This is a genomic window from Aliterella sp. E5.1 (assembly GCF_057473825.1).
The window spans coordinates 1-3,832 of record NZ_JBYCCV010000189.1; the positions used below are offsets into that span (position 1 = coordinate 1).

Consider the following 3,832-nt stretch of genomic DNA (forward strand, 5'->3'; position numbering starts at 1 on the left):
AAGATTGAGCAAGCACTACCCAATATTCAACTTTGTTTTTTACCAGCATATAGCCCAGATTTCAATTTAATTGAATTAGTGTGGCATTCATGTAAGGAGTTTGTTGCACATCGGTTATTTCAGTCTGTAACTCAACTTAAAGATCTGCTACACAGGTTATTAAATGATGGTGAGTTAGTAATTAATTGGAATAGAAAGCTCCGTAATAAAGGAAATAAAGTTCTTACAAGTTAAATGTCTATCAGCTTAGAGGTGCGAGATGGCAAAACATATTTGATACGCCAGCAATTTGAGGTATGTATCTTCAGCTATTTAGCCGCAGAGTTGAAGACTGGAGATGCCTGTGTGATGGGGTCTGAGAACTATGCCGACTTTCGCGAACAGTTGCTCACCTGGGAGGCGTGTCAGCCACAATTACAAGATTACGCTGAACAAATGGAGATGGCGGCTACTGCTCCAGCGTTCGTTCAGCAGCTCCAAACTTGGTTGACAGGGATAGCTACAGCTACGGATGATATCTGCAAAGATGGTACGCAGGTCACGATTAGCACCGAAGGCGATCCTGTCCTCAAACGGATTACAGCTGCCCCCTTGCCCACTGGTGCTTTAGAATTGGAAGCAGCGCTCTTGCAAAGACTACCAGAGCGCGGGGTGTTGGATTTACTTTGCAATGTCGAGCATTGGTTGAATTGGGTGCGTCATTTTGGCCCGATTTCTGGCTCCGAACCCAAGATTGAGAATTCAGTCGAGCGGTATATCATGACAGTGTTCGGCTATGGCTGTAACCTCGGCCCGAATGAAACAGCTCGCAATACCAAAGGACAAATCAGTTCGCGAATGCTAGCTTATGTCAATCGTCAACACATCTCTACGCAACAAATTGAGGCGGCGACAAAAGATATCATCAATGCCTACAATCGCTTGGAGTTACCCAAGTGTTGGGGTACTGGCAGGCGTGCCGCTGCTGATGGCAGCAAGTTTGAAATCTACCACAATAATTTGCGCTCGGAATACCACATTCGTTATGGCGGCTATGGTGGTATCGCTTACCATCACGTTTCGGATACTTACATCGCTCTATTTAACCACTTCATCAACTGTGGGGTCTGGGAAGCGGTTTATATTCTCGATGGCTTACTCAAAAACACTTCCGATATTCAACCTGATACTTTGCACGCTGACACCCAAGGGCAGTCCACTACCGTGTTTGGACTGGCATATTTGTTAGGGATTAAACTCCAGCCTCGGATTCGCAACTGGCAAGATTACAAGTTCTTTCGTCCCAGCCCGGATGCCGTTTATGAGTATATTGACCCGTTGTTTAAGGATGTTATCGATTGGCAGTTAATCCAGACGCACTGGCAGGATTTGATGCGAGTGGTGTTGTCAGTGAAGGCAGGGAAACTATTGCCGTCAACATTGTTGCAGAAGCTAAGCAGTTATAGTCGAAAAAATCGCCTATACCAGGCTTTTCGCGAGTTGGGTTATGTCGTGCGAACGGTGTTTTTGTTGGAATATATTTCTGACCGCGCTTTGAGACAGGAGATTACTGCTTGTACGAATGTAATCGAGGGCTACCATCAATTTTTGGACTGGCTATTTTTTGGCAAGCAGGGGGTGATTACTGAAAATGACCCAGAGGAACAGGAGAAGCGGATTAAGTATCTAGATTTGGTTGCTAGTGCGGTGATTTTGCACAATGCTGTCGATCTTTCGCTGACAATCCAACAACTCAGTGCCGAAGGGGTGAATATTAGTCGTAAGCTGTTGGCGAGTTTGAGTCCTTACCTAACGCGTCATTTGAAGCGGTATGGGGATTTTGTTATCGATCTCCAGACGATTCCGATACCACTAGAAGGTGCGATTTTCATCCCGCTCTCTGATAATCAAACCTAGTATTGACAAGGCTTTGAAGGCTATCTTGCAGGTTTTTACACGTATTCTGTTGCAACGCCAAACACCGCCACATGAATGAGGGCAGAATTATTGGCAAAGTTAGGTTCATGACCCCTATACCAAGGTAATTCAGACAAAACTAAGCTAAATGAACTTTTTTAGGTTTAATTAATGACCGATAACTTACCCCACCCCCCACTTAAAACTGATCTACCACTTAAGCTAAAAGACTTTGATAAATACCAATGGATGGAGATGCTGAACCAAGTAAACCTTAAGCAATGTCAGAATTACAACGAAAAATTTCGAGTAAAAGCTAAAGCTTATCAATTATCCGGTGACATATTAGGACAAGAAGTTTTTAATCTTTTGAGTGAAATTACCTCACCTTTCGTAGAGCCTTTTAGGTTAGAAAATACGTCCATCGTGGAAGAAGCTTTATTAAATGTGTTGTCTGACGCTCAACTAGCTCTGTTAAGAGAAATAATTATCATGGTAGTCGATCCTGAAATGCGGGCAAGGATCGCTGATATTCTCTGGATTTGTAAAAGAGATCCAGAGAAAGACAGACCAATTAAAATGGCTAGAATAGCTGTAGAATCTTATCTTCAATCAGCTAAAAATCTTGAATGCACAGAAAATTGGATGATTTGTTGCGATAGGTTACAGCGAGCAGCACAATTAGCTTCTTTAGTTGATAGAAAAAAAAGTACAGAAATGCGCTGCGTGGTCATTTCTCACATCAATCGACTTATAGAGCGTTATACAGTGGTAGAAGATGAGTTTTTAACTGGTAGTGCGATGCAGTTACTTTAAAAGGAGTTAAAGAAAAGTCTCAGTGCTATTAAGAATGACCTTCCTAGCTATGCAGCGAAAAATGCAGCCATTGCTGCTCAAAAAGCAGTTTTTGCGGAAACCTGTCAAGACTACCATAAAGCTTTTTATCAAAAGACGGCGTACATAAAGATAGAAAGTGAGTGGTACAAGATAGCTAATGATAAAGAGGCTGAACGCAACGCAAGATTGCATCTTGGAGAAATAGAGGTTTGGTATGCTCAACAGGCATTCATTGGTAATGAGCATAATGCTTACGCTGTAGCTGCTGGACGCATTGGAAATGCGATCGCACTTAAGGATGAAGGCTTACGAACTTTCCAGCCTTTACCGTCACCAGATGAACCAGCATCCACGAGTGGAGCCACGCAGTATTGACGAGATGCCGGACTGAGGATCTTTAAATTTCACCGCAAGGAGTCAAGGCATTGTCTGGTTATTTGGAGAATGCCAACTACGGAACGATCTCTTTTAGCATTGTGGTCAATCAGCCCGGTCAATCCGGTCAAGTAATGACACAAGCCATTGATCAGATTGTGCTGCAAGCTGCTCAGGTGACTCGTTGTGATTAAGCTGCGCTTCAAGTTGCCCAGAGCAAACGACCTCCCCAAGCCAGGACTAAGGTAAAGACGATTGCGGCGATCGCTTGTCGTGCCATCAACCCCAGCGCAAACTTGAGCGACTGTTCACGGGCAATCGTTAGCGCCGTGACTAAACAAGGTAACAACACACCTGCTAAATAAACGCCTGTGAGGATTTGCAGGGGAGACAATCCACTGACTGCGTTCGGTTCAGCAAACAGCAGCAAGCCATCTTTGCGAATGGATGCCAAAATTACAGGCAATGCCGCATCCGGTGGTAGGTGAAATAACCGCATTGCCGGATTGATCAATCCGCTCAAGGCATTCAAAACACCCAGCCAGTCCAAGACAGAAGCAATCGGTAGTGCGTCAAATAAACGTGGGATTGGTAGAGTAGAGGGGATCTCTCATCTGCAACTCGTCCATGCAATGCCCTTTGTGTGATCATTCTAAAGCCCATAAACACGGCAAGATGCCCAACGGACATCAACGCTATCTCTGTCCTGTTTGCCAACAGACGT

At 44.2% G+C, this 3,832-nt stretch carries 5 protein-coding genes and 2 pseudogenes; 6 read left to right on the forward strand and 1 reads right to left on the reverse strand.

The annotated features are described in order from the left end of the window. The 5 genes and pseudogenes from AC2VE5_RS24630 to AC2VE5_RS24650 form a co-directional block, all read left to right on the forward strand. Positions 1 to 234: transposase (locus AC2VE5_RS24630; protein WP_486890248.1), on the forward strand; the 234-nt coding region annotated here is incomplete at its 5' end. 27 nt (positions 235 to 261) lie between these two features. Next, positions 262 to 1,896: pseudogene (locus AC2VE5_RS24635) on the forward strand (transposase); the annotation flags it as partial. Between the two features lie 171 nt (positions 1,897 to 2,067). Beyond that, positions 2,068 to 2,712, forward strand: a complete 645-nt coding sequence (locus tag AC2VE5_RS24640; protein ID WP_486890249.1) for a DUF7380 domain-containing protein — start codon at positions 2,068 to 2,070, stop codon at positions 2,710 to 2,712. A 207-nt stretch (positions 2,713 to 2,919) separates the two neighbouring features. Beyond that, positions 2,920 to 3,108 carry a hypothetical protein gene (locus tag AC2VE5_RS24645; RefSeq protein WP_486890250.1) on the forward strand — a complete coding sequence of 63 codons (189 nt, stop codon included), beginning with the start codon at positions 2,920 to 2,922 and terminating at the stop codon, positions 3,106 to 3,108. Positions 3,109 to 3,158: 50 nt separating this feature from the next. Then, entirely contained in the window at positions 3,159 to 3,302 is a 144-nt protein-coding gene (locus AC2VE5_RS24650; RefSeq protein WP_486890251.1) for a hypothetical protein, read from the forward strand. An 8-nt stretch (positions 3,303 to 3,310) separates the two neighbouring features. Here the strand turns inward: AC2VE5_RS24650 and AC2VE5_RS24655 are convergent. Continuing rightward, positions 3,311 to 3,688 (reverse strand): annotated as a pseudogene (locus AC2VE5_RS24655) (nucleoside recognition domain-containing protein); the annotation flags it as partial. Positions 3,689 to 3,735: 47 nt separating this feature from the next. Between AC2VE5_RS24655 and AC2VE5_RS24660 the strand changes: the two are divergent. Then, a partial coding sequence (locus AC2VE5_RS24660) for an IS1/IS1595 family N-terminal zinc-binding domain-containing protein (RefSeq protein WP_486886923.1) occupies positions 3,736 to 3,832 on the forward strand: 97 nt, incomplete at its 3' end.